Consider the following 22667-nt stretch of genomic DNA (forward strand, 5'->3'; position numbering starts at 1 on the left):
CCTACACTTCGCCGACGCGTTCGGGATCGGCCGAGGCCAGAGCGGCCGCTCGCTCGGCCTGCGGCGGATAGATCCACACAGTGTTGATCTGCTGCTTGGTGTGCTTCGCCTCGGCGCCGACCAGCTCGAGCTTCCGCTCCCAGCCGCGCGTGAAGATCGCGCCGGCCTCTCCGAGGTCGAGACAGGTTGCATAGGCCTTCTGGTGATACGGCCTGGTCGGCACGCCCAACAGCTCGGCGGCGGCGTTGTTACCGGCAAAAGCGCCCATCCGCGTGGCATGCTGGCATGACATCAATGCGTAGTTGCCGATATCATCGCATGCGGCCTTGGCGGCATCGCCGGTGGCAAAGACGCCGGCGACACCCGGTACGCGCAGATCGCGATCCACAAGCAGGCGGCCGAGACTGTCACGTTCGGCAGGGATCTGTGCAGTCAACGGAGCGGCGCGCATGCCGGCAGCCCAGACCACGGTCTCGGTTTCGATGTGCTCGCCGGTCGATAGCGTGACCCCGGACTTGTCGAGCGCCGCGACGCCGGCGCCCAGCCTTGTCTCCACGCCGAGCTTGCGCAGGGCATCCTCGATGGCGGGCCTCGAGCTTGGACCCATGTCGGGTGCGATTGCGCTGTTGCGATCGACGATCACGACGCGCGGCTTGGTATCCTCGCCGAAGATCGCGCGAAGCCGCGCGGGCATCTCGGTTGCGGTCTCGATGCCGGTGAAACCGCCGCCGGCAACAACGACGGTGTCGCGGCCGTTTCTCGCCGGCCGACCGGGGAGGCTGTGGAGATGCCGGTCGAGGGTGATCGCGTCGTCGAGCTGGTCGACGCTGAAGGAGTGTTCGGCGAGGCCGGGGATGTTCGGGCGGAACAGCCGGCTGCCGGTGGCAATAACCAGCCTGTCATAGGAGTGCTTGTCGCGCGATCCTTCGGAAGTCACGACATCCACCGTGCGAGCCTTGGCGTCGATCGTCTCTGCGCTGCCCTGCACGTAGACGACGTCGATGGCCTTGAGGACGTCCTGCAGAGGTGCCGCCACGGTCTCGGGTTTCGATTCGTAGAGTCTCGGGCGAACCACGAGCGTCGGCTCCGGCGCAATGAGGGCGATCTCGAGCTCCGGGGGCGAAACGCCCTGGATGTCGCGCAGGCGAGCGGCGGAAAGGGCAGCGTACATACCAGCGAAGCCGGCTCCGATGATGACTAGTCGCATGTGACTTTCTCCTGTGGTTGCATGTTTCCGGGGCATACGCGCGTCACCGCCGCCGCTCCTGCTGGGGCGGTTGTTGTCGTCGATGACGCGAAGACGTGAAGTGAGCGTAGCTCTCAGGGAGCCGAGCAGCTCGGCGTCGATCCGATCGGTCGGAACCAACGTCGACGGATCAGGATCGGCTCAGCGGCGTTGACGCTCCACTCGGCATAGGGGAGGGAAGCGCCGTCTCTCTTCATGACGGACGTTACCGAGTTTGCGCTTTGTACGGACTGCACTGGTATTTCGACTTCCTCGCCGGTTGCGGAGGTGAAGCGCACGGCCAACGATAGCCCGTATACGATAGCGCTTGCGAACATCCTTCGTCGCGGCGCGATTTTGACCAAGCTAACGAAGTTCTTCCAGATCATGGCTCGTCTCCGTTGGGTCGTGGGCACCCTGATCATCTAGCGGATCGGACCTTGAGTTGCGCCAGAGCGATTGCTCTGCCTGTCGCGTGATTGCTGATTAGCGCGTGCGTCGTCGCCAATCGCTCGGCGTTTCGCCGGTCAATTTCCTGAAGGCGGCGGCAAAGGCTGTTTGAGAGGCATAGCCAAGCTCTGCCGCCACCATGGCAATCGATGTGTCGCTGTCCCGGAGCATGTTCATGGCTTGCTCGAGCCGATGCTGGCGCAACCAGGCATGGGGTGAAAGCCCGGTGCTTTCCTTGAAAGCGCGGCAGAAATGGAAACGAGACAGGCCGGCATCCGCAGCGAGAGCCCCAAGAGAGACGTCAGCATCGCTGTCCGAACGCAGGCGTTCGATCGCGCGTCGCAGAGCATGGGGAGCCAGGCCGCCCGTGATTGGCGCGACGGCGGTTGGCGCACCGGTGTGCGCAGCGAGGATGCGCGTGGCCAGCAGATCCGTCAGTCGATGCCTGAACAGGGCATCCAGCACCGCATTGCCCTGCAGCACATCCGCCGCACTCATCAGTAGTCCTGATGTGACAGGGTCGGGATGTCCGGTGCGTTCCAGAAGATCGCCGGGAACGGGCGCATCGGCTTCGCGTGCAACGCGTTCGAGCGTTGTGTGCGGAAGATACAGCTGGATGACATCGACAAGGCCAGGAATATCCCACCTGGCGCTTGAACCCGCCGGAATGATCGTCACAACTCCGGAACGTGCCGTTCCAATCGCAACCGATTTCCCGGCGCGCCGCTCCAGGCGCTGAACGCCTGTGGGATAAGTCATGATGACGTGGTCGGTCATGGGCTCCACCACGTCGTGCAAGGCCCCATGCTTCCAATGTGCGATGCCGCCATTGGAGGGATCCGAAGCTATCTGGAGCGGTGCCGTTTTGAGAATGCGCGCCATCTCCACGTCGGCAGGACGGCGCTCGACGATCTGCGAGTCGTTGAGGTGTGCAGGGGGACCGGCAAGCAGAGCCCCCAAAGCATCGTGCTGGATCGGCTTGTTCATGGAGCTGTCCTCACGTTCGATGGAAGTTTCGCGATCGAAGCGAACGTTGCTAACGCATGCGCCGCCGCCAATCGCTCGGCGTTTCGCCGCTCAATCGCCTGAACGCTGCGGCGAAGGCCGTTTGAGAGGCATATCCAAGCTCTACCGCCACCATGGCGATCGACGTGTCGGTGTCGCGAAGCAAGTTCATGGCCTGATCGAGCCGGTGTTGGCGCAGCCAGGCGTGAGGTGAAAGACCGGTGCTCGCTTTGAATGCGCGACAGAAGTGGAAGCGCGACAGGCCAGCATCGGAAGCCAGGGCATCGAGGGAGACATCCGCATCGCTGTCCGAGCGCAAGCGTTCGATGGCACGGGTCAGGACCTTCGGCGAAAGCCCGCCGTTGGCCGGTCGGAATGTGGTCGGTGACCCGGTATGCGCAGCCAGGAGGCGCATGGCCAGGAGATCTGTCAGTTGATGCCTAAACAGCGCATCCAGGGGGCCATTATTCTCCAGCGCGCTCACCGTGCTCAGGAGCAATCGGGAAGTAATGGGATCCGGATGCGCCGTTCGCTCCAGGAGATCGGTCGTTGGACCAGTCACGGCTTCGTCGGCAACCCGCTTCAAGGTTGCGTGCGGAAGATAGAGCTGAATGACGTCTACAGGTTTCGGAATGTCCCACCGGGAGCTTGATCCTTCGGGAATGATGATCACGACGCCGCGACGAAACGTGCCGGTCGCAACCGACCTTCCTGACCGCCGCTCCATGTGCTGCGTCGTGCCGTTATAAGCCATGATGACGTGGTGGCTCATCGGCTCGACGACATCGTGCAATGGTTCATGTTTCCAGTGGGCGATCCCGGCGCCGGAGGCGTCCAAAGTCATGCGAAATGGTGCGGTGTGAAGCACGCGCGCCATCTCCGCATCAGCGGCGCGCCGCCCAGTGGTTGGCGGTTGGGCTTGGCTCGGCTCGGATACGGACGGCAAATCATCTGGAGCAGCATTCGCTATCGGCTGGCTCATGGTGGAATCCTTGCTTCTGGGCCATACGGTCGCAGCGCCGTAGCTCGATTTCGCGGCTGGCCCGAAGGCGGTTGCTTGCTGCCTGTCCTGATCGGGTGCCGGCGAGCGTCGCGGGCTGCAGGTGCGGGTTCTAAGCCCGGAGAACTACGGGGTCTTTCCCAAAGCTGTGCCGCTTTTCCCGATTCTGCTGAAAGCGCTGCTTGCGAGAACTTGTGATCGGTTGAGGCAGGCGTTCTGTCGGAACGACCGGACCGAGGAGGTCGCTGTAAAGCGCGAATGGCATTGAAATCGCTACCAAAAATCGCGTCCGCGAAACGAGCCGGTCGTTTGTCACAATCGCCCGTCTAAACGCTCGCCAACCTAGACCCCCGCACTCCGATACCGGATAATACCTGCTGTAACGGCAGCCGCGGGGATGGCTGCCTGCCCCGATTCCATGGATGTGGCCCAGCCTAATGACACCAACAAGCCTACACGGGCCTCGGCTCGGGCAACTGCTTCAGGTGAGGAATGCGCCCGCGTTGATTACGCGTTCGCTCCGCAGCGCTGAACTGGCGGTCACTGAAACACGGCAGGACAGTCCCGAGCGGACGCTTTCGGGTTCGTTTCCCTCTGATGACGCCTATTTCGTCAGCCTCAAGCTTCGCGATTACCCCGAGTGCGAATGCTGGGAACGCAGCCGGTGCGTGATCAAGGCCGATATCCGGGCCGGTGCGACTTATCTGTATGACCTCAAGCGCGATCCGCGCTATGTGATCGACAAGCCGTTCCATTCTCTGTTCTTCTATCTGCCGCGCTCTGCACTCAACGATCTCGCCAAGCAGACCGGCGCTCAAGGTTTTGGTGAACTCGCCTGTCTGCCGGGCATCGGCCATGATGACGCAGTCATCCGTCACCTTGGCGCGACGCTGCTCGAGGCGCTGCATCGATCGGACGAAGCCAACCAGCTCTTCATCGATCATATGATGCTGGCGCTCACGGCGCATGTTGCCCAGACCTATGGTGGGCTTCGGCCGGCCGCCGAACCGAGCCGTAGCGGTCTTGCCCCATGGCAGATGAACCGGGCTTGCGAGCGGCTCGAGGCTGATCTCGGTGGAAAGCTTTCGCTGCAACAGATCGCGGCCGAGTTCGACCTTTCGGTCAGTCATTTTTCTCGCGCATTTCGCATTTCCACCGGCCTGCCGCCGCATCAATGGCTGCTGCGCCAGCGCGTGAAGGCCGCCAAGCAGTTGATGACCGTGCGCGACCTACCGCTGTCCGAGATTGCGATATCGGCCGGCTTTGCCAATCAAAGTCATTTGACGAAAGTGTTCTCTGCGCAGGTTGGCGTGAGCCCGGCGGCGTGGCGCCGAGAAGCATTCGGCACAAGGGACCGCGAAACGTGATAATTCCATCAGCGCCGCTTCGCCCGTAAGGCAGCGTAAGCGACACGGCGCGCCGCGAAGATCTCATCAGGCGGATTGCCGATGCCTTCTGCGAGATTGGCTGGGTCGAAGAAGGATGCATCACACGTCTCATCCGCTTCGATCGCGGTGATCACGATCGTTCCGAGTCGTAGGGCTTCCCTTCTGTCCTCATCCGGCCATCGTATCGTGACGTCCAGCGTTGGGTCATTGGAACGACCGAGCAGCGCCATCAGGCTGAACCGGATATCACCCGTCGCGACGGTTCTTTGGAGATCGTCATATAGAGCGTCGGCCGGCTTCGTCCTGGCCTTACTCCCGGTCAGGGTAAGCTGGCTACCGACCGGGGCAACCTTGAACTTGATGAATTGCGCCTCGCCCTTCGAATTCGTCGCCGGGAAGGCGTGGACGGCCCAGTAGGTCGTGCCGGCAAAGCCTGGGGGGAGCGGATGCTTGGCGACGTAGTCCGCCTGACGGAGCGTTTCGGGATTGGAGGCGGAGAAAGCCTTGATCTTCTCCGGATCCGGCTTTCCGTCGTGTCCAGGCCTGCGCGCGAGCAGGAACGCCAGCATCTGATCGAGCGTCCGCGCATAATGAACTGGAGCGCTCTGGGTGAAAATGTCGGAGCGATGCTCGGCGTCGCCAAGCCTGAAGCTGAAGCCGCGCAGCATCAGACCGCCGGGCTCTGATCCATGGAGAGCCTCATCCACCGAGAAGCGTGCCAGCACGCGGGACGGTCTTGTGAAGCTCCTGGACATCGTGACCTCGTCGGCGCGATCCGAGGGGATGTAGGTTCCCCGGACACAGCGGCCCCTGGCGAAGCTCGATCGTGCCTTTGGCGAAACACCGGCGATCGCCTTCATGGCGTTGACGATCGACGCAGGTGTGACGGCTGGGGGCCGGGTCATTGTAATCTTCCGGCCTCTCGCTAAAGCGGCCAGGCGCGGCAGGGGCCCGGATTGCGAAAGGCGATCTGCCGGGCCGGTATCGGCCGCAATCCCTGGCAGAAGATCGGAGTGCGATCCCTGGTCACGAGCGAAACCGGCGGAGTGTGCATGTGCGCGGGGGACGCCGGAATCCTCGTTCCTCCGTCCGCGGTCGAGGTGCAGCGAATCGTCGCTGTAAGCGCGCACATGAAGGTCGTTCTGAGGACTCTCGGCCGCGATGCGAGCGTTGCAGATTGGCTGACGAAGCTCTTCCAGGCCATCACTGTCTCTCCGTCCGTTGCTGGCGTCGATACAGTGATCGTAGTGCGCCTGCGTGGGGCACTGCCCCAGAGCGATTGACCCCGTTGCAGAGCGATTGCTGCTACGTGGGGCGTGGCTGCATGGCGCCGCGCATACCGCCCGGCGCTTCGAAGGCAAAATCGTGCTGTCGGGCAATGCCAGCGGACTCGCCGTTCCAATCAGTGACAGGCGCTGCGATCGATGCGTATCCGACCAGGTCTGAGCGGACTATCGTGGCACCGGGCGGAACCCGGTTTTCATGGATAGTCGCGGAAGCTATCGTGCCGCAATTCCCGGCTAACAATCGACCGCATGTGCCGCGCAAGTTCGGCCAGCCTGCGGTCGCAACTGGCCTGGAAGAAAGCGAGCTCTCGTGCGCCGGATTGTGTGCGCCGGCTCACCCCGCAAGAAATCCTCCATCCACCGCCACGACGGTTCCGGTCGCATATTGCGAAGCCGGCATGCAAAGGAACGCGACGGCGCCCGCGATATCTTCCGGCTGCCCCCAGCGCTTGAACGCGGTGCGGTCGGCAATGCGCTGATAATGCGCCAGGTCAGTGCGCCCCGCGGCATTGATGGCGGTTTCGACATAGCCGGGCGCCACCGCGTTGACGCGGATGCCGTCCTCGGCCCACTTCAACGCCAGCGCCTTTGTCAGCATCACGACGCCGCCTTTGCTCGCGCAATAGGCGGGGATGCGCGGCAGCGCCAGCGTGGCATTCATCGAGGCGATGTTGACGATCGAGCCTCTTGTCTCTGCGAGTCGTGGCTGAAACGCCATGCAGGTCCTGAACGTGCCGGTAAGGTTGACGTCCAGCACCTTCATGAAGGTCTCGATCTCGAATTCCTTGTCGCGCGCGAGAATCCCCGCGCAGTTGATGAGGGCGTTGACGCGCTCGTGCTGCCGAGCGAACGACGTGACCGCCTCGTCATTCGTGACGTCGAGCGTCGCGAGCGCGAGCCCCGCGCGTGGTTTGAGCAGGGTGCGCGCAAGATCGGCCTCGTTGGCGCCAGTTGCCGTGACCGTCGCGCCGAGATCGCAAAACTGATTGCTGATGGCCGCGCCGATGTCGCCGGCGCCGCCGATCACGACGGCATGAAAGCCGGGTGTGAGGGAGAAATTGGAATTCATCGGGAAGGTCTCACTTCATGGATTTCGGAGGCGGAGCCGTCGACTCCCGGACCACCAACGAGAAGTCGATCTCGCGATGCATGATGGTCTGCTCGCCGGCGAGGCTCCGCACCAGATATTCTCCGGCGCGCTGCCAGGTTTCTGCGGTCGGAACGTGGATCGTGGTGAGGCTCGGCCGCAAATGGCGGCTCCAATCAAGGTCGTCGAACCCGACGACCGACAGATCGCGCGGCACGGAGAACCCGTCGCGCTCCGCCTCGAGCAGCACGCCATAGGCAATGACGTCGTTGCCGCATACCACGGCCGTGGGGCGATCCTTCAGGTTCAGGAGATAGCGCGCCGCCTCGCGCGCATCGTCGAGCGTATAGGGCACCTCGACGTGCCACTGCGCTGGAAGCTCGATGCCGTTTTCCGTCAGCGCGCGGCGAAAGCCGGCGACGCGGGCGCTGGCACGGTCGTTGTTGCGCTGAAGTGCAGAGACGATTCCGATGCGGCGGTGGCCGAGTTCGATGACATGCGCGGCCGCGCGATAGGCGGCAGCTTCGTTGTCGGTACCGACGCAGGGGTAGGGCCGATCGGGCCGGTAGATGCCGACATTGATGAACGGCACCGCATTGTCCGCCAGCAGCTTGCGCAAGCCGTCGTGATGGCAATCACCGCGCAGCACGAGGCCATCGACCCCGCGGCCGATCAGATTGCGCGCCTGCTGCAATTCGACATCGAGGTCGTAACCACTCGTGGTGAGGAACAGCATGTATCCGACCGAGGACAGATATTGCTGGAGCGAGGCGATGCCGCGCGCGAACATCGTGTTGTCAATCGTCGGCACGATCGCGCCAAGGGTGCGCGAACGCCGTGACGACAGGATGCGCGCCGGCGCATGCGGGATGTAGCCGAGCGCCTCGATGGCTTGTTCAATGCGCGCACGCAAGGAGGGGCTGACGGCATTCGGGTTGTTGAGGGCGCGCGAGACCGATGCGGTTGAAACGCCGGCCCGGGCCGCGACGGCGCGGATGCCCTGTTTCAGCGATTTGGCGTTGGTCAATCTCATGAATGTAACGTTACATGGTGCGACGCGAGCCGCGCGGTAGCCGGAATATTGTAAATTTGCCGCAGATCGCGCGCCTTGTCCATTGCTTGACTCCGCCGATGCGAGGTCTATTTTGTAACCGTTTTCAAATTGTGTTCAACCTGTTCAAAAATGGTCCGCCAGCTTAAGGCGGCCAGTCGGGAGGAGGGTTCGATGAAGGCCAGGATGCTCGCGACGCACATCGCGTTGCCCGTTTTCGCGATTGCTGCGGTTACAGCGCCTTCGCGCGCAGCCGATTTCGACTGGATGAAGTTCAAGGGCAAGACCGTCACATTTCTCGCCAACAACAATCCGGTCTCGCAGGCGCTGCTGACCTACAAGGCTGATTTCGAGAAGCTGACCGGTATGACCCTGAAGGTCGACGGCTATCAGGAACAGCAGATGCGTCAGCGTCTGGTCACGGTCATGAACGCCAGCAGCGATGAGGTCGACGTCTTCATGACGCTGCCCTCACGCGAGGGCGAGCAGTTCGCCTCCGCTGGCTGGTATGCCGATCTCACCGCGATGGCCAAGAACGAGGTGGCCAAGGACTATGACCCGAACGGACTGAGTCAGGCTCTGCTGAAGGCGGCCACCTTCGGCGGCAAGCTGACCAGCATGCCGATGAACATCGAAGGCCCAATCCTCTATTATCGCACCGACATCTTCAAGAAGTGCGGTCTCGAGGCACCGAAGACCATCAAGGATGTCGAGGCTGCCGCCACGAAGCTCAAGACCTGCGACAGCACGGTGACGCCGTTCGTCTCGCGCGGTCTCAAGCCCGCGGTCGCCTACACCTTCAGCAACATGCTGCACAACATCGGCGGCAGCTACGTCGCGAATGGCAAGTCGAACCTCTGCTCTGCCAAGGGCAAGGAAGCGCTCGATACCTATAGCCGCCTGCTGCGCGACTTCGGGCCGCCTGGCGTCGTCAACTACAGCTTCCAGCAGATTTCCGCGCTCTATCGCAGCGGCCGCGCTGCGATGGCGTTCGAATCCTCGAATGAATTGCGCACGGTGATGGAGGGCGGTGCGCGGCTGAAGGACACTGGCTTGTTGCCGTTCCCGGCGGGCGATGGCGGCCAGGTGCCGACCACGATCGGCTGGGGCATGGCGGTATCCTCGCACAGCAAGCAGCCGGATGCGGCCTGGTACTTCGTGCAGTGGGCGACCAGCCCCGAGGTGCAGAAGAAGATGGCGCTCCAGGGTATCGCTCCGCCGCGTCCCTCGGTCGCCAAGGATCCCGACTATCGCAAATGGATCGAGGAGGAGCCGGTGCGCAAGGAATGGCAGGCGGCCCTCGACGTGCTCGCGACGAAGGGCTCTTCCGAAGTCGGCTATCCCATCGTCGCCAATCCGGAATCGCGCGAGTTCATCGGCCAGGCGGTGCAGGATCTGATCTTGAAGCAGAAGCCGATCGACCAGGCCTGCGCCGATGCGGACAAGGCGCTCGATGCGCTGATCGCCCAGAAGTAGTGGCTTGACGCCGGTAGGCTCGCGGCCTGCCGGCACCCATCCTCTAGGAAACGCAACGCATGGCGGACACGGCTGCGACACTCACGCAGGACCGGCAGAAGCTGGAGATGGCGGCGCTCTCGGCGCCGGCCGTTCTCTTCACGGTCGCGATGATCGCGTTTCCGGTCGTCTACACGATCTGGCTCGGCTTCCAGACATTCTCCTCGACCGGCAAGCAGTCCTTTGCCGGCCTTTCCAATTATTCCAGGCTGATCTCCGACGTCGAATTCTGGCACGGGCTGTGGGTTACCATTGCGCTGTTCGTGCTGTCGCTGGCGCTCCAGCTCGTCTTCGGCGTCTGGCTGGCGCTGGTGCTGTTTCACGCCAAGCGCTTGCCGGGCATCGTGCGCTCGTTGTTCATCTCGCCCTTCATGATGCCGCCGGTGGTGGCGGGCATGATGTGGCTGGTGATCCTCGATCCCTCGCTGGGCGCAGCCAACTATATTCTCCAGTGGTTCGGGCTGCCGCCGTCGGACTGGCTGGCCTCGCCGATCTTGGTGATTCCCACGGTCGCGCTGATCGATAGCTGGCAGTGGACGCCTTACGTCGCGCTGATCGTGCTCGGCGGCCTGCAATCGCTGCCACCGAGCGTCTACGAGGCCGCCCAGATCGACGGCGCGTCCCCGTTCAAGACCTTCCAGCGCATCACGCTGCCGCTGCTGCTGCCGACCATCGTCACCGCGGCGATCCTGCGCAGCGTCGATCTGCTGCGCTTCTTCGACATCATCTACATCACGACCCAGGGCGGCCCGGGCAACGCCTCGAATACACTCAACATCTATGGTTTTCGGGTCGGTTTCGAATTCTTCAACATCGGCTACGCCAGTGCCCTGATGCTGACGCTGACCGCGATCGTGTTCGGGGCGGTGCTCGCCTTCAACCGCCTGCGCGGCGCAGTGGCGTGGTGATGTCATGAACGATGCCGCCAATACCGACCGCTGGATCCGCTGGCTCAACACATTGCAGCTCGTGCTCGCCGGCGTGATCATTATGGCTCCGACGGTCTGGATGGTACTGTCCTCGTTCAAGCCGTCCTTCGAGGTCACCGCCTATCCGCCGACGCTGATCTTCACGCCGACGCTGGACAACTACGTGGAGCTGACCAAGACCACGCCGTTCCTGAACTACGCGTTCAACAGTCTCGTCGTCACCGTCGGATCGACCGTCCTCGGATTGCTGTTTGGAATTCCTGCCGCCTTCGCCGTCTCGTGGACTCGAATTTCCTGGCCGGCGATCCTGACTCTTGCCGCACGCATGGCGCCTGGCACGCTGTTCCTGTTGCCCTGGTACGTGATGTTCCGGCAGATCGGCATGATCGGTTCTTATACCGCGCTGATCCTCAGCCATGCCGTCATCACGCTTCCGATCGTGATCTGGGTCCTGCTGCCGTCCTTCGACGGCATTCCGCGCAGCGTGTTCGAGGCGGCGCAGGTCGACGGATGCAGCGTCACACGTATTCTCTTGCGCATCGCGTTGCCGCTGGTCGCATCCGGCGTTGCGGTCTCGGCGATTCTCGCCTTCGTGTTCTCCTGGAACTATTTCCTGTTTGCGCTGGTGCTCTCCAATGGCGACACCAAGACGCTGATCGCGGCGGCCTTCAACTTCATCGGCGAAGGGTCGACGCAATGGGGCGCTCTCATGGCGGCTGCGACGCTGATCGCGTTGCCCCCGCTGGTGCTGGCGGCTCTCGTGCAGCGCTGGCTGGTGTCCGGGCTGACGCTCGGCGCGGTGAAAGGCTAAATCTGATGACCGTATCCTCTCGTCCGAATTCGATCATGCAGGCCGCGGTCTTCCACGGCAACGACCGCATCACCATCGAGCGCGTGGCGATGCCCGATGTCGGCACCGGCGAGGTGCTGGTGCGCGTCGCGCGCACGGCCCTATGCGGCTCCGATTTCAAGCTCTGGCACAAAGGCGCCGAATTCACCGCAGGCCACGAGATCTTTGGCGTGGTCGAGCAGCCCGGTCACCGCCTGCATGGCCGGCGTTGCACCGTCTATATTCCGTTGCACTGCGACCATTGCGCTGCCTGCAAGCGCGGCGACACCCAGATGTGCCTGGAGGTCTCCAGCCTGATCGGCTGGAACAGGCCAGGCGGCTATGCCGAATATGTGCCGGTGCCGGAAAACTGTCTGCTGCCTGTTCCCGATGACATCGAGGACAGTCTCGCGCCGCTGCTGCTCGACACCATCGGCACCTCGGGCCACGCCGTGCGTTTCGTCAGCCGCGTCGTGCCGCCGCGTGAAGCGGGGCCGGTTCTTGTGATGGGCGCAGGACCAGTCGGACTTGGCGTCGTGCTGGCGCTCCGCGCCCTCGGCTACAACGACATCCATGTCGCCGATCCCAATGCAGCGCGCCTCAACATCGCGCAATCCTTCGGGGCGAAAGCGCATCCGGTCGGCGATACCTCCAAGCGCTTTGCTCTCATCATGGAATGCTCAGGCGCGCATGCGGCGCGAAACCTCGGCATCGAGCTGGTCCTGCCGCGCGGCGCCTTGGTCCTGGTCGGCGAGAACGCCGCACCCTGGACTATCGAGGAAGGCAAGGTGTTCCGCCGCAAGGATTTCTACATGATCCGCACATTCTATTTCCCGGTTTCCGATTTCGAGCCGAACGTCGATCTGCTGCGCAAGTACAAGGACGAATACCGCGTCCTCGTCGACGGCGAGTTCGGCCTGTCGGCTCTCCCTGAGAATTTCGCCCGCTTCGCCAAGGGCGAACTGATCAAGCCGGTTCTGGCGCTGGACTGAGCGATCATGGCCTCGATTTCGATCCGCAATCTCGTCAAGCGCTACGGCAATTTCACCGTGATCCCCGATCTCAATCTGGAGATCGCGGACCATGAATTCGTCGTGTTCGTCGGCCCGTCCGGCTGCGGCAAGTCGACCTTGCTGCGGATCATTGCCGGCCTCGAGCCGATTTCGGCTGGTGATCTCTATATCGGCGACAGGCGTGTCAATGGCGTCCAGGCTGCGCAGCGCGACATCGCAATGGTATTCCAGGATTACGCGCTCTATCCGCACATGAGCGTCTACGACAACATGTCGTTTGCGTTGGAGTTGAGAGACACGCCGAAAGCAGAGATCGACGCGCGGGTGAAGCGTGCCGCCGCGCTGCTGCACATCGAGCCTTATCTGGGCCGCAAGCCGAAGGAGCTGTCCGGCGGCCAGCGCCAGCGCGTCGCCATGGGCCGGGCCATCGTGCGCAATCCCAAGGCGTTTCTGTTCGACGAGCCGCTGTCAAATCTCGATGCCAAGCTGCGCGGGCAGGTGCGGGCCGAGATCAAGGCGCTGTCGCAGGAATTGAAGACTACCATGGTCTTCGTCACCCACGACCAGATCGAGGCCATGACCATGGCGGACCGGATCGTCGTGCTGCAGAGCGGCACCATCCAGCAATACGATGCGCCGGAGACGGTCTATGAGCAGCCCGCCAACCAGTTCGTCGCCGGCTTCATCGGCTCGCCCGCCATGAACTTCTTTCCGGTCGAATGGCGCGAGCAACGTGCGATCCTCTCGGGAGATGGAACGGCGGTGCCGATCGACGGCGAGGCCGCGAACCGGCTGCGGCGCGCCGGCAACGCCGTGCTCGGCATTCGCCCCGAGCATTTCGCCGTCGCCGCTGGCGGAGCCGATGGCATCGCCATCAACGTCAAGCTGGTCGAACCGCTCGGCTCGGATACGCTGATTCACTTCGATCTCGCCGGAGGCTCGGCCATCGCGCGGATCGATCCGGCGCTGCGGCCGAAGGTCGGCGATCGCATCGCGCTGCGTCCGCAGGCGGGCAAGACGCATTTGTTCGATGCCGGCAACGGGCAGGTCTTGCGGTGAGCACGTCGGCGAACATTGGCGATCTCTCGGCGCTTGCGGATGTCGCGTCCAGGGCGAGGCCTGTGCACGTGATCTGCCTCGGCCTGTCCGCGCTCGACCAGGTCTGGCGCGTCGATCGATCTTTCTCAGGCGAAAGCGAGAAGATCAAGGCCATTGCGTACGACACGCTCGGTGGCGGCATGGCAGCGAATGCGAGCGTCGCGGTGGCAAGGCTCGGCGCGTCCGTCGCGTTCTGGGGACGTGCAGGTGACGATGCCGCAGGGCACGAGATGAACGCTGCCTTTGTGTCCGAGGGCGTCGACGTCGAGAATTTCCGGCTGTTTCCCGGTGGTCGTTCGTCGGTCTCCGGGATCATCGTCGACAGCAGCGGCGAGCGGCAGATCGTCAATTTTCGCGGTCTCTATCCAGAGGCTGCAGACTGGCTTCCACGCGAAGCCGTCGCGCGCGCATCGTCCGTGCTGGCCGATCCCCGCTGGGTCGAGGGCGCCGCGACGCTGTTCCGGGAAGCGCGGGCGCGTGGCATTCCCACGGTGCTTGACGGCGACGTGGCCGATGCCGACGTGTTCGAACGACTGCTCCCGCTGACCGACCATGCGATCTTCTCCGAGCCCGCGCTCACAGCCTTTGCCGGCTCCGTTGAAGACAAGTCCCTCGCAGCGCTCGCGCGCTTCGGTTGTCGCGTCATCGCCGTCACGCGCGGCGAGGGCGGCGTGAGCTGGTACGAGAACGGCCAGTTGCACCGGCAGGCCGCCTATGCCGTCGAGGTCGTCGACACCACAGGCGCGGGCGACGTCTTCCACGGCGCCTATGCGCTGGCGGTCGGCGTTGGCCTCGACGTACGCGCCGCCATGGCCTTTTCGGCTGCCACGGCTGCCATGAAATGCCGCCACGCCGGCGGCCGCAACGGAATCCCCGATATCAACGAGTGTCTTGAATTCATGAGGACGAAGCCATGAGAACGATTGGAAAGAACCGCGGCCTGGCACGGCTTGCTGACGCGGATGGCCACTTTCGCATGGTCGCGCTGGACCAGCGGCCGCCATTGTTCGATGCCATCGCGAAAGCTAAGGGCATCACGCGGGACCAGGTCGAGTATTCCGACGTCACGGCGGCCAAGCGGCTTCTGGTCGAGAACCTCGCGCCGCATTGCAGCTCGATGCTGTTCGATCCGAATTTCGCGGTGCCCGCCGCGATCGACCTGCTGCCGCCGCGCTGCGGCCTGATCATGACGCTGGAGGAGCATCGCGTCGAGGAGACCGCCGGCGGCCGCAAGTCGCGCGCGATCACCAACTGGAGCGTCGAGAAAATCCGTGCCATGGGCGGCGACGCGGTCAAGGTGCTGGCGTGGTACCGCCCAGACGCCGATGCCGCTGTCAACGAGCACCAGGAGAGGTTCGTGCGCGAGATCGGCGAGGACTGCGCCCGCCACGACATTCCCTACGTTCTGGAACTGCTGGTCTATCCGTTCCTCGGCAGCGCTAATCATACCGCCGACTATGTGGAATCGCCCGTAAAGTTGCCAGGCCTCGTCATCGAGAGCGTGCGTGAGTTTGCCAAGCCCGAATACGGCGTCGATCTCCTCAAACTCGAGAGCCCGCTGGCGGCCAACAGCCTGCCGGCGCGCGACGGCAGCGCCGAAGCGAAGGCAGCACAGAAGGAGTTCGACGCGATCGGCGATATCTGCCGCGAGCGGAGCATTCCCTGGGTGCTGCTATCAGGCGGCGCCGCGCCCGAAAAATTCGAGCGGGTGCTCGACTATTCCTATGCTGCTGGCGCAAGCGGATTTCTCGCCGGCCGAACCATCTGGCTCGATGCCGTGCTGAAGAACTTCCCGGACCGCGCCGCGGTCTCGGCGAGCCTGCGCAAGGACGGCCTCAACGTGCTGGAGCGGCTCAACAAGCTGACCACCGCCAAGGGCACGCCCTGGAAGGCGCGCTTTCCGGTGTTCACCGACATCAAGCAGGAAGGTGACTTCGCACGCGCCTACTGAGAATGTTAGCAGCTCAGTGTAGTCTCGCAGGACCTGCAGCATGACTGACAGCTTCACCATTCGCTCGATCGAAGCGTTCTGCTATCGCTATCCCCTGGCGACGCCGGTGGTGACGTCGTTCGGCAAGATGCTCAACCGTCCCGCCGTCTTCGTTCGCGTCGTGGATGAGGACGGCGTCGAAGGATGGGGCGAAGCGTGGTCCAACTTCCCCGCACCGGGCGCGGAGCATCGCGGCCGGCTCGTGAATGAAGTGCTTGCGCCCGGCCTTGTCGGTCGCAAGTTCGACCATCCCGCCCAGGCATTCGACATCCTGACCAAAGGCACCGAGGTGCTCGCGCTTCAATGCGGCGAGCCTGGTCCATTCGCGCAGGCGATTTCCGGTATCGATCTCGCGCTGTGGGATCTCGTTGCCCGGCGGCAGCACTTGCCGCTGTGGCGTCTGCTCGGCGGCCGGTCGAGCAGGATCAAGGTCTATGCCAGCGGCATCAATCCCGCCGGCGCCGCGCGGACGGCAGAAGCTGCGCTCGAGCGCGGCCATCGCGCGTTGAAGCTGAAGGTCGGATTCGGTGCCGAGACGGACCTTGCCAATCTCTCCGCATTGCGTGCCATCGTCGGCGCCGGCATGCTTGCCGCCGATGCCAATCAGGGATGGTCGGTGGATCAGGCTTTGGAGATGCTGCCGCGGCTCGCCGTCTTCGATCTGCGCTGGCTGGAGGAGCCCATCCGCGCCGACCGCCCGCGCGAGGAATGGCGCAGGTTGCGGTCAGCCGCGGAGATGCCGATTGCGGCGGGCGAGAACATCTCCAGCGTCGAAGCGTTCAGCACCATTCTGTCAGAAGACGTGCTCGGCGTGGTTCAACCCGATATCGCGAAATGGGGAGGTCTCAGCGTCTGTGTCGGGCTCGCCCGCGATATCCGGCAGGCAGGCAGGACATTTTGCCCGCACTATCTGGGTGGGGGTCTCGGATTAGTTGCGTCTGCGCATCTTCTCGCCGGAGTTGGAGGCGATGGCTGGCTTGAAGTCGATGCCAATGACAATCCGTTGCGCGATCTGTTCTGCGGTCCGGTCCTCGACGTGAGAGAAGGCGTGGTTGAATTGAACCAAGACCCGGGACTCGGGATCACGCCTGATTTTTCAGCGATCGAGCGCTATCGCAGCAGCTAGGTTCGAAGACCATTGCCTCCATAGAGGCTGTTCGGCAGCCATTCGGACGCGAACGTCGGAACGCAAGCCATCCGGGTGTGATGGCTGCGCGACTGCGCGGATTCGCTCAGCAGATCCAGCCTGGATTGAACTTCCTGGCGGGCTCGCTTGGCGTGTTCGAACAGGAACCTCCCCTCGGGCGTGAGCAATACCTTCTGTGGCGTTCTGCGAACAGCAGGACGCCGATCCGCTCGTCCGGCTCGCGGACCTGCATGCTGACCGCAGAAGGAGACCGGCCGGATTCTTCCGCGGCTTTCCGAAAGCTCGTGCTCGGCTGCGAGCAGAATGGTATGGAGAAGCTCGAGATTGATGTTCGATAGAACTTGATGCCTGGGGTTTGCGGACGCGAAAAGGGAACGGAAGGTCTTGGTTGGACCGCAACCTTAACAGAATGTCGATGTCGGTGGTTGGATCTCCAGGATTTTGAACCTGCTCTAGCGCTTCAGAACCGATGCGAAAAACGTGATCGCCTCCGCAGTCGAATCGCGCGCCGCGGCGGCGTTGGCCGGAACGTCCTGTCGGCTTGCGCCCGGATCGTCGAAATCATGCGTCGCGCCGGGATAGATCTTGAGGGTGACATCGGCCTGCTGGGACCGGCTCTCGTTGATGAGATCGCTGCATTCCTGCGGGGATATCTCTTCATCGGCCGTCCCGACGAAGACGCGCAGCGGAGCGTACGGGATCAGGCCGGCCTTGAAATGTCCCTTCAGGCCACAGCCGGGATAAAAGGCCAACGCGCCGCGGAAGCCGCTGGTCGGCGAGGGCGATTTGAGCGCCGGCGTAGTCGACGACATGGCGGCAAGCGTAGCGCTTGCGCCGTTGGACCAGCCCTGCAGCGCGATGCGATCCGGCACAACGTCGTTGCGGGTGCGCAGATAGGCGAGTGCGCCATAGGCATCGAATGGCCGTACGGTGACTTCGTTGACGCTTTCAGGGCGCTGGTTATAGCTTTGATGCGTGAAGCCCTGCGGATAACCACGCGGTCCGAATCCGTCCACCAGAATGGCGAGATAGCCTTGTTGAGCCCACAGATGGCCCCACTTCTGGTGCCGCTGCGAGAGCGTCGAGGCATCGTACCTGCCGTCTGCGAGCGATGAATAGGGGCCGGCGCGGCCGTGCATCATGACCACGGCGGGGCTCCGCGCGGCATGCGGGCCTTCCGGCTTGAAGACATAGCCGAACAGCGTGGTTTGACCATCGGCGCTCGGAAAGACGACACGATCGGGCAGTGGACCGATCGGAGGTGGTGTCGCCGCGACCGAAAGGACTACCGCAGCGGTGACGGCCACGAACCTGCCAAGGGAAAGCGAACGGGCTGAAATCACGGGGCACCTCAAATGATCAATCACAAACGAGGAAGAATCTAGCTGAATTGCGTGCGCGAAATCCATGCAGATTTCCCACATCGTTCCTGCTCAATCTAGTTCGACGCTGCTCCCTTGTCCCGTAAACGGGCTGTAAATCTGATGTAAACGACTGCAAACCCTTGGAGATCTCCTGAACGCAGGGCGTTGCGGCGTGACAGATGGGCATGATGTGAATGTTCACATCGCGTCCAGACGGGCCGTGAGCCATGGACGCTCAACACGACCAACCACAGGAGATAGTCATGTTACGTCTGTCAGGTTTCCTCGCCATTGCGCTCAGCGTGCTTCTTTGCGCCTCCGGCCCCGCAGCGGCGGGATTTACCAAGACGCCCCAGGTCTCCAAGGCCTACAACCCTCACATGAGGACGACGGTGGGACGCGCCATGGATCCGATGTGGCCGCGCGTGAGGCGCAATCCGTTCAATTAGACCGGTTCGTCAGTTCATGCGAAACAGCGAGAACAGCGTCGGCAGAGGTGAGCGGCTATGCGCTGCCCCTGCCGGCGCTCGAATCTCTTGCAGTCGAGAATGCTCCTGCAAAATGCGGCCACAGGCTGCCGTCGCATCCTGCATCCCTGCGACGTTGCCGGCACATCATCCTGTCGGCTTGCTCCCAAATTCATCGAAATGATGCATGGCGATTCCGGCTGGGTGGTCTCGACAGGTGTCGACCAGATCGCGCTGTTCGCCCGGCGATATTCCTTCACCGGCTGTGCCGGCGGGTACCCAAGCCGCTCCCCGATCAATCAAGCCTGACGGTGCCCGCGCGTCCCGTAAACGGGCTGTAAACTTGGTGTAAATGGTTGTAAATGCTCGCAAATCTCCTGAACGCATGGATGCGGCGGCGTGACTGATGGGCAGGTGTGAATGGTCACATCGCATCCAGACGGCCGTGAGCCCTGGGTGCTCATCAATCAAAGGAGACAGCCATGTTACGCACGTCAACCTTCCTTGCGATCGCACTCAGCGCGACCGCGATCTGCTCTGCCACCATCCCGGCGGCGGCCAATCCGCTAACGGTCTTCGGCGGCGGCAGCCGTCTGGCTCAACTTCCTTCGGCGGCACCGGTCTTGGCCAGGCCGCAGGCGAGCCTGGAGGCCAGCCATGTGCTGAACCAAAAGCCCGTCGACCTTCCGCCCAAGATCGTGACGACGGTCCCGAAGACCTCGTACGGTGGCAGCCCGATGCAGATTCCGAAGAATCACGTTATCGACCAGGTGCAGAACGCCCAAATTCCGCAGAAGGATTTGCCGCCGCCTGACATCTGCGCGACCCATCCGTATTTGCAGATGTGCCACAAGCCGCCGCCTCCACCGCCCCCGCCACCGCCCCCGCCGCCGCCCCCGCCGCCGCCTCCGCCTCCGCCGCCGCCGCCTCCTCCGCCCCCGCCTCATCACTCGGATGGCGGTGGGGTGATCATACTGGCACCGCAAGTGCCGGTTCAGGCCGCTGTTGCTGTGCCCGTCCCCTACGGCACGCCGGCACGTGTCGGCACGGGAAGCGGATCGGGGTCGGTTGCGAAGGCACCAGCGCAGCCTGTCGTGACGCCTGCCTGCACGACGGCGGCCGACATTCCGGCCCTGGGTGCGGCGATCGACCAGCTGCTTCCCACCGCCCAGCTTTCCGACGCTGACATGAGCGAGATCACCGAGCTCAGGCAGTTGATCCAGGTGCTGGCGACGGACGGCAAGGTGGCGGCCGCGCGCGATGTCGAAGAAGACGCCATGAACCGTCTCGGCTACCGGAAGGTCTGGCTCCGTTGCGGGCTTGGAACGTTCGAGTGGGAGAAGCAGACCGTAACCACGCAGGCCAGCCAGGCCAAGTGAAATGACGGTGGCAGATCCGGCGGAGGCAACGTCCATGGCGCTGCCTCCGCTTCCTTGCGCTCCCGCCGCGTTCGAATTCCCGCTGGTCTAGCCAGCCGCCTTTCGGCCCGCCACGAGGTAGTTGATCGCAGCGCCCGGGTGAGAATAGGTACGATCGGCGACAGCCTTTTCCCATCTCTCGACCCCACCCGTCACCGATGCCCAGAGCGCATCGAACCGAGCCTCGACACCACCGCCGGCCAGGAAATAGCGACGGGTATCTTCGCGACTCCAGATCCAGAAATCGCGCGCTTCGAAATCCTGGCGCTCCACCAGCAACGCGCGCTGTTCGGGCGTGCTGTAAGGCGGCAGGAAAGGGTTGGTCTTGTCGTTGAGATACACGACGACATCCGTGAGCCCCGAAGCCACGAACAGACCCGGCACAACATCGCCCACGGAGTTGTTGCCTTCGCCGAGAGCCGCCTTGCCTCGCTCGCATGTCAATTGAAGTTGGACGCCGGCCAGGATCTCTTCGACCGGATCGTTGAAAGAGATGGAGTGCCGGACGAGGCTGGTCGCGACGTTGTTCGGCTCGGACACGAGCACGAGACCGCCGGGACGCGTCACCCGCGTCATCTCCGCAATCACCGCGCCCGGGTCGGCAACATGAATCAGCAGCGTCTGGAAAGTCACGAGATCGAAGCTTGAATCCGGAAATGGCAACGTTTGCGCGTCCGACACCCGATATTGAAACCGGTGAGCCATCGCGCGTGCCGCGACGCGCTCGGTCGCCTTGTCAATCCACAACGGATCGCGATCGACGCCGATCACCTGGGCGTCGGCCGGGAGTGCGGGCGCGAGAACCTGGGTCCAGTGACCGACCCCGCAGCCGACGTCGAGCACGTCATGCACCCGATCGAAGTCAAGGCGGCGCCCGATCAGCGCGATGTAGTCCGGATTCCACCAATAGTCGCGCGTGTCGCCGAAATACTCGGCCGAGTGCGATTCAAGCGTTCGAAATTCGTTGGTCAAGAGACCTCCCAATTGCGAGTGATCACCATAGCTCGAATGCTGTCTGCCGCAATCCGAGCGCCCACTAGCGCGCCGATTGCCGAACGAAATTCGCGATCGCCTCGCTGAGGCCATCGACAAGCGGAATGTTAGGATTCGAATAGGCATCCTGCTGCCCCGCGCGATCCGCCGGCGCTAGCTTCAGCACATGATTCATGCCGGGTATGATGAGAGGGGTCGCGTCGGGACGTTCGGCGGATAGCCGCGCGACGTCAGCGGAGCCGACCTGAAGATCGTGTTCGCCGGACACGATCATCAATGGCTGGCTGAAATGTCTCAGCTCCTCCGCCGGATCGATCGCGAGCTCCGAAATCATGTAGCGCTGCACGCTGGGCCGGAACAGTGCGTGCAAGGCGGGGCTCACGCTGGGCACTGTTTCGCCCCGCTCCAGCGCGGCGAGAATGGTCGATGCTTCGGTCTGCAGCACCGGATCCATTCCGATTGCCTGCAACTGATCACGGATGACGTTGCCGAGCCTCCTGCCAGGCGTGGTGAGCAGGACGATGCCGGCAACAGGGACACGTTTAGCGGCGAGGAGGGCAATCAATCCGCCTTCGCTGTGCCCGGCAATGATGCGAGGGCCCAAATCCGGGCGTTGTTGGAGCCAATTGAGCCAGGCCACTGCATCGTCGACAAAGGAATCGAGCACGACGTCGTCCTCGCGAACGCCGGCCACGGCACTGCGGCCGACGCCGCGTTTATCGTAGCGTAGCGATGCGATGCCCTTTTCGGCGAGTTGTTCGGCGAGCTGGCGCAATTCGCCGGGGCCCGTGCCGCCTTGGTTGCCATTGCGGTCGGTCGGACCGGAGCCGCCGATGAGGAGCACGACTGGCGGACGCTCTCCTTCGGCGGGCTTGAGCAACGTCCCCGACAAGCCGGCAACGGTGACGTCGTCTCCTTTGGTTTCGGCGACCGGGAGCGGCCTGAAAACAAGTCCGGCAATTTTGCCGGCCGGGGACAAGCGGATCAGCCAATGGGTCGCGCCATTTTCGAACGTCACCTTATAGGTATCCGTGCCGCTCTCGGCGTGCGCGAATTCGATCTGCTGCAGCCTGCCAAGCGATTTGAGCAGTCCTGCGATCGCGGCGGCCTGCGCCTGCACGGCTGAGCCGAGCTCCGGCTCCATGTTGCCGGTCTCGGGCGCGCCCCGCTGGAGATCCGCGATGACTTTTCGCAGCGGGCCTTCGGTCTCGCGGGCCGTTTCATTTTGCGTAAGCACAATGCGTACTCCCTCTGGCGGGGGCGGAGTGGCCGCGCCCGACAGGATGGCGACAGCGATGATCTCGGCGAGCCGGGGCAGGTGAAGTGCATGGGTTGGGGTCATCACGCCGGTGCCGATCCTTCGCTTCGCTCTGGTCGAGCAATCTAGCCTACTCGCGGCGCCGATGTCCCGT

At 63.2% G+C, this 22667-nt stretch carries 22 protein-coding genes; 12 read left to right on the forward strand and 10 right to left on the reverse strand.

Translation table 11 applies throughout. The annotated features are described in order from the left end of the window. Window position 1: 1 nt before the first annotated feature. The 3 genes from XH89_RS09835 to XH89_RS09850 all read right to left on the reverse strand — a co-directional run bounded on the left by XH89_RS09835 (window position 2) and on the right by XH89_RS09850 (window position 3662). On the reverse strand, window positions 2-1207 hold the full coding sequence (locus tag XH89_RS09835) for an NAD(P)/FAD-dependent oxidoreductase (protein WP_194466873.1): 1206 nt from the start codon (window positions 1205-1207) through the stop codon (window positions 2-4). A 504-nt stretch (window positions 1208-1711) separates the two neighbouring features. Beyond that, on the reverse strand, window positions 1712-2662 hold the full coding sequence (locus XH89_RS09845; RefSeq protein ID WP_194466875.1) for an AraC family transcriptional regulator: 951 nt from the start codon (window positions 2660-2662) through the stop codon (window positions 1712-1714). 49 nt (window positions 2663-2711) lie between these two features. After that, window positions 2712-3662 (reverse strand): AraC family transcriptional regulator, encoded by a 951-nt coding sequence (locus XH89_RS09850; protein ID WP_194466876.1) that lies wholly within the window; start codon window positions 3660-3662, stop codon window positions 2712-2714. A gap of 455 nt (window positions 3663-4117) precedes the next feature. Between XH89_RS09850 and XH89_RS09855 the strand changes: the two genes are divergently transcribed. Then, entirely contained in the window at window positions 4118-5047 is a 930-nt protein-coding gene (locus XH89_RS09855) for a helix-turn-helix domain-containing protein (protein WP_194466877.1), read from the forward strand. Window positions 5048-5055: 8 nt separating this feature from the next. On the opposite strand, the gene XH89_RS09860 is transcribed toward XH89_RS09855, so the two are convergent. The 3 genes from XH89_RS09860 to XH89_RS09870 all read right to left on the reverse strand — a co-directional run bounded on the left by XH89_RS09860 (window position 5056) and on the right by XH89_RS09870 (window position 8474). Further along, the gene (locus XH89_RS09860) at window positions 5056-5973 is read right to left on the reverse strand and encodes a catalase (RefSeq protein ID WP_194468428.1); all 918 of its coding nucleotides are present in this window, start codon (window positions 5971-5973) and stop codon (window positions 5056-5058) included. Window positions 5974-6688: 715 nt separating this feature from the next. Continuing rightward, a complete protein-coding gene (locus XH89_RS09865) occupies window positions 6689-7423 on the reverse strand; it encodes an SDR family NAD(P)-dependent oxidoreductase (protein ID WP_194466878.1) in 735 nt (244 codons plus the stop codon). A gap of 10 nt (window positions 7424-7433) precedes the next feature. After that, the gene (locus XH89_RS09870) at window positions 7434-8474 is read right to left on the reverse strand and encodes a LacI family DNA-binding transcriptional regulator (RefSeq protein ID WP_194466879.1); all 1041 of its coding nucleotides are present in this window, start codon (window positions 8472-8474) and stop codon (window positions 7434-7436) included. A gap of 192 nt (window positions 8475-8666) precedes the next feature. Between XH89_RS09870 and XH89_RS09875 the strand changes: the two genes are divergently transcribed. Genes XH89_RS09875 through XH89_RS09910 form a run of 8 tightly spaced genes read left to right on the forward strand, consistent with a single transcriptional unit; the run spans window position 8667 to window position 16992 of the window. Beyond that, window positions 8667-9968 carry an ABC transporter substrate-binding protein gene (locus tag XH89_RS09875; RefSeq protein WP_194466880.1) on the forward strand — a complete coding sequence of 434 codons (1302 nt, stop codon included), beginning with the start codon at window positions 8667-8669 and terminating at the stop codon, window positions 9966-9968. 59 nt (window positions 9969-10027) lie between these two features. After that, window positions 10028-10915, forward strand: a complete 888-nt coding sequence (locus XH89_RS09880; RefSeq protein ID WP_194466881.1) for a carbohydrate ABC transporter permease — start codon at window positions 10028-10030, stop codon at window positions 10913-10915. 4 nt (window positions 10916-10919) lie between these two features. Next, window positions 10920-11747: a carbohydrate ABC transporter permease gene (locus XH89_RS09885; protein ID WP_194466882.1), complete on the forward strand. Its 828-nt coding sequence runs from the start codon at window positions 10920-10922 to the stop codon at window positions 11745-11747. A 5-nt stretch (window positions 11748-11752) separates the two neighbouring features. Then, window positions 11753-12757, forward strand: a complete 1005-nt coding sequence (locus tag XH89_RS09890) for a zinc-binding dehydrogenase (RefSeq protein WP_194466883.1) — start codon at window positions 11753-11755, stop codon at window positions 12755-12757. Between the two features lie 6 nt (window positions 12758-12763). Further along, window positions 12764-13837, forward strand: a complete 1074-nt coding sequence (locus XH89_RS09895; RefSeq protein ID WP_194466884.1) for an ABC transporter ATP-binding protein — start codon at window positions 12764-12766, stop codon at window positions 13835-13837. Further along, window positions 13834-14793 carry a sugar kinase gene (locus XH89_RS09900; protein WP_194466885.1) on the forward strand — a complete coding sequence of 320 codons (960 nt, stop codon included), beginning with the start codon at window positions 13834-13836 and terminating at the stop codon, window positions 14791-14793. The genes XH89_RS09895 and XH89_RS09900 overlap by 4 nt, the downstream gene beginning before the upstream one ends. Next, the gene (locus XH89_RS09905; RefSeq protein ID WP_194466886.1) at window positions 14790-15827 is read left to right on the forward strand and encodes a tagatose 1,6-diphosphate aldolase; all 1038 of its coding nucleotides are present in this window, start codon (window positions 14790-14792) and stop codon (window positions 15825-15827) included. The genes XH89_RS09900 and XH89_RS09905 overlap by 4 nt, the downstream gene beginning before the upstream one ends. 40 nt (window positions 15828-15867) lie before the next feature. After that, window positions 15868-16992, forward strand: coding sequence for a mandelate racemase/muconate lactonizing enzyme family protein (locus XH89_RS09910; protein WP_194466887.1), 1125 nt, complete (start codon window positions 15868-15870; stop codon window positions 16990-16992). A gap of 106 nt (window positions 16993-17098) precedes the next feature. Here XH89_RS09910 and XH89_RS42055 read toward each other — a convergent pair whose 3' ends face one another. After that, the gene (locus XH89_RS42055) at window positions 17099-17245 is read right to left on the reverse strand and encodes a hypothetical protein (protein WP_367400989.1); all 147 of its coding nucleotides are present in this window, start codon (window positions 17243-17245) and stop codon (window positions 17099-17101) included. Between the two features lie 220 nt (window positions 17246-17465). Then, complete coding sequence (locus XH89_RS09920) at window positions 17466-18356, reverse strand: dienelactone hydrolase family protein (RefSeq protein WP_194466888.1); 891 nt, start codon at window positions 18354-18356, stop codon at window positions 17466-17468. A 284-nt stretch (window positions 18357-18640) separates the two neighbouring features. Here XH89_RS09920 and XH89_RS09925 point away from each other — a divergent pair, with 284 nt between their 5' ends. The 3 genes from XH89_RS09925 (at window position 18641) to XH89_RS09935 (ending at window position 20223) form a co-directional block, all read left to right on the forward strand. Beyond that, window positions 18641-18826, forward strand: coding sequence for a hypothetical protein (locus XH89_RS09925; protein WP_194466889.1), 186 nt, complete (start codon window positions 18641-18643; stop codon window positions 18824-18826). Window positions 18827-18925: 99 nt separating this feature from the next. Beyond that, the gene (locus tag XH89_RS09930) at window positions 18926-19153 is read left to right on the forward strand and encodes a hypothetical protein (RefSeq protein WP_194466890.1); all 228 of its coding nucleotides are present in this window, start codon (window positions 18926-18928) and stop codon (window positions 19151-19153) included. Between the two features lie 173 nt (window positions 19154-19326). After that, window positions 19327-20223, forward strand: coding sequence for a hypothetical protein (locus tag XH89_RS09935; RefSeq protein ID WP_194466891.1), 897 nt, complete (start codon window positions 19327-19329; stop codon window positions 20221-20223). Window positions 20224-20310: 87 nt separating this feature from the next. Here XH89_RS09935 and XH89_RS09940 read toward each other — a convergent pair whose 3' ends face one another. Next, the gene (locus tag XH89_RS09940) at window positions 20311-21105 is read right to left on the reverse strand and encodes a class I SAM-dependent methyltransferase (protein WP_246767782.1); all 795 of its coding nucleotides are present in this window, start codon (window positions 21103-21105) and stop codon (window positions 20311-20313) included. 193 nt (window positions 21106-21298) lie between these two features. After that, a complete protein-coding gene (locus XH89_RS09945; RefSeq protein WP_246767877.1) occupies window positions 21299-22597 on the reverse strand; it encodes an alpha/beta hydrolase in 1299 nt (432 codons plus the stop codon). Window positions 22598-22667: the final 70 nt, after the last annotated feature.

It is taken from the genome of Bradyrhizobium sp. CCBAU 53340, assembly GCF_015291645.1.
In the GTDB taxonomy this organism is placed as follows: domain Bacteria; phylum Pseudomonadota; class Alphaproteobacteria; order Rhizobiales; family Xanthobacteraceae; genus Bradyrhizobium.